The organism is Variovorax sp. 20P10.2.4 (assembly GCF_058244205.1).
This window is the reverse complement of sequence record NZ_JBZAYE010000863.1, coordinates 1-2527: the sequence shown is the minus strand read 5'-3', so window position 1 is coordinate 2527 and position 2527 is coordinate 1. Positions and strand designations below refer to the sequence as shown.

Below are 2527 nucleotides of genomic sequence, written 5' to 3'. Positions count from 1 at the left end.
AGCGCGCCCGGTGCCGCGAAGGCGATGGTGCCTTCGGTGCGCAGCCGCGCGCCGTCGGCCACGGCGATGGTGCTCGTGCCCGCCGAGGGCAGGAAGTCGAGCAGGCCGTTGCCCACGGCCAGCACCGCCGGTCCGCCCGCGAACTGCCCCGACGAGAGGCTGTTGGCATAGACGTAGCCGAGTGCCGAATCGATGACCCGGCCGCCGAAGCCGCGCGTGTCGATGCCGGCGCCGCCCTCGAGCGAGATCGCGTCGCCGACCAGGAACACCTGCCCCGCCTTGAGCACTGTGCCGTCGCGCAGCACCACGCCCGGATGCTCGCGGCCGTCCTGGCCGAAGTACATGCGCGCGCTCTCGCCCAGGGTGCTGGCACCGTCGAAGTAGCGCCAGGCGCCGCCGATCGACAGCGAGGGCGCCGCGAAGGCGTTGAGCGCGCTGTCGGCCAGCGACAGCCGGCTGCCGTCGCGCACCGCGTCGACGGCATCGCGCGGGCGGACCTCGATGAGCTTGCCGTCGGCCCCGACGAACATCAGGCCGTCGATGCCGCGCGCCTCGCCACGCGTCGCGCCACCGAACAAAGCCGTGCCCTCGAAGCGCAGCGGCTCCTGCACCTTGTCGCTGGCGCGCAACTGCAGGTCGAGGATCTTGCCGTCCTCGGGCAGGCGCGAGCGCACCGTGCCGAACTGCTCGGCCTGCGCGAGCAGGAACTCGCTGAAGCCGGTCTCGTTGTACTGGGCCAGGTCGCGCACCGCATCGGCCGGCGTGAGCAGCACCTGCGTGGGCACCGCCGCGCGCTTGGCGGTGCCGGCCACGCACTGCACGGCGCTGGTTAGCCACGAGCCACCCGCGGCCGTGGCGGTGCCCGCCGTGCCCAGGCTGCGCAGCGGCAGCTGCGCGCCGAGCTCGACGCGGAAGGCACCGGGCATCAGCGCGAAGCTCGCGGGCATCAAGGTGTAGGTGCCCGCGGGCAGGCCCGGCACGCCGGCGCCGATCTCGATCTGCGCGCCGATGGCCGGATCGCCCGCACCCTTGTCGAGGATCACCGGCGCATAGCCCGGGTCGTGGCCCGGAACGATCGCGTAGACGCCGTTGCCGGGCTGGCTGAAACGGCGCAGCGAGGCATTGGCGGGGTTGGTATTGACCAGCGGCGTGTTGAGCACGTTGACCGAGCCGCCGCGGCCCGAGGTAAAGCCCTCGCCATGCAGCACGCCACCGCCCGAGAGGTCGAGCACCGCGCCCGCCTCGCCCACCAGCCGCGTGGCGCCGATGCTGATGCCGCTGACCAGCGCGTCGGTGTCGGCCGACTTGGTGCCGCTGTTGTCGCCGCGGCTCACGTAGGTGTCGGCGAGGTTGTACTGCGTGGTGTAGCGGCCGTTCTTCGCGAGGCCGGCGTAGCTCACGCCGTCCACCGTGCCGCCGAAGGGCATCTCCATGCCGGCGGCGCTGACCGAGGTCAGGCTGCCGTCGCGCAGGATCACCGTGGGGTCGGTGAGCTTCGCGTTCACCGGGCCGAAGCCCGGGCCGCCGTTGAGCACCAGCACGGCCTGCCAGTCGGTGCCCAGAAAACCGCCCAGCGTGTTGATCGAGATGTTGCCCAGCGGCGCGCGCACCACGCCGCCCTGGTCGACGGTGCCGCCGAGCAGCACCAATTGGCCGAAGGCCGAGTACGGCACCTCGGGCACGCTGCCGGTGCTGGAGCGGATGGTGAGCGTGCTGTCGGGCGCGATGCCCGTGGGGCGGTTGCCCGCGACCAGCGCCGCGTAGGCACCCGACATCGGATAGACCTGCGCGGCGCGCACCGCGAGGTTGCCGCTCACGTTGAAGCCGCCGGCCAGGCGCACGTCGCCGCTGCTGTGCAGCGCCACGTCGGCGAAGCCGTCGAGCACGATCCGGTTCTGCGGCAGCGAGCCGACGCCGTCGGGCGAGCCCGCGCCCTTCACGCCGGTGGCGCCCGAGAGCACGGCGCCGTAGAGGTCGATCAGGTCGGCCGACAGGGTGAGCGCGCTGCGGCCCGCGGGCGCGGCACCGCCGCCGGCCAGCGCGAGGCCCGGCATGAAGGTCGGCGGCAGCGTCTCCTTCAGGTCCCAGTTGCCGCCGTCCAGGCGGATGTAGGGCGCGGCGATGCGCACCTGCGCATCGGGCGTGCCGTCGGCCACGGTCAGCACGCCGCGCTTCAGGTTCAGGCTGCGGCCGAGTTGCAGATCGAGGTCGCCGTCGAACAGGATGCGGTCGTGCGCCGACAGCGTGAGCGCGTCGAAGCCGCCGGCGCGCACCTGGTCGGCGCCGAGCGTGGCCTGGCCGTAGACCAGCCGCGCATCGGCCTCGCCGGGCGCGAGGTCGGACGCCAGGCCGCTGGGCGCGGCGTTCTGCACCAGCCGCACCGTGTAGAGCTGGTTGCGCGCCTCGCCGACCGGCTCGCGCGTGGGGTCCTGCAGCCGTTCCTGCAGGTACAGGCCCAGCGAGCCGCCGAAGGCGTTGGGGCCGCCGGCCTGCGCGCGCAAGGTGCCGTCGAGCACGATGCCGCTGT

The 2527-nt window shown here is 73.4% G+C and carries 1 pseudogene; it reads right to left on the bottom strand.

The features are described 5' to 3' along the window. Nucleotides 1–2527, bottom strand: a pseudogene (locus AC27VN_RS38675) (hypothetical protein); the annotation flags it as partial.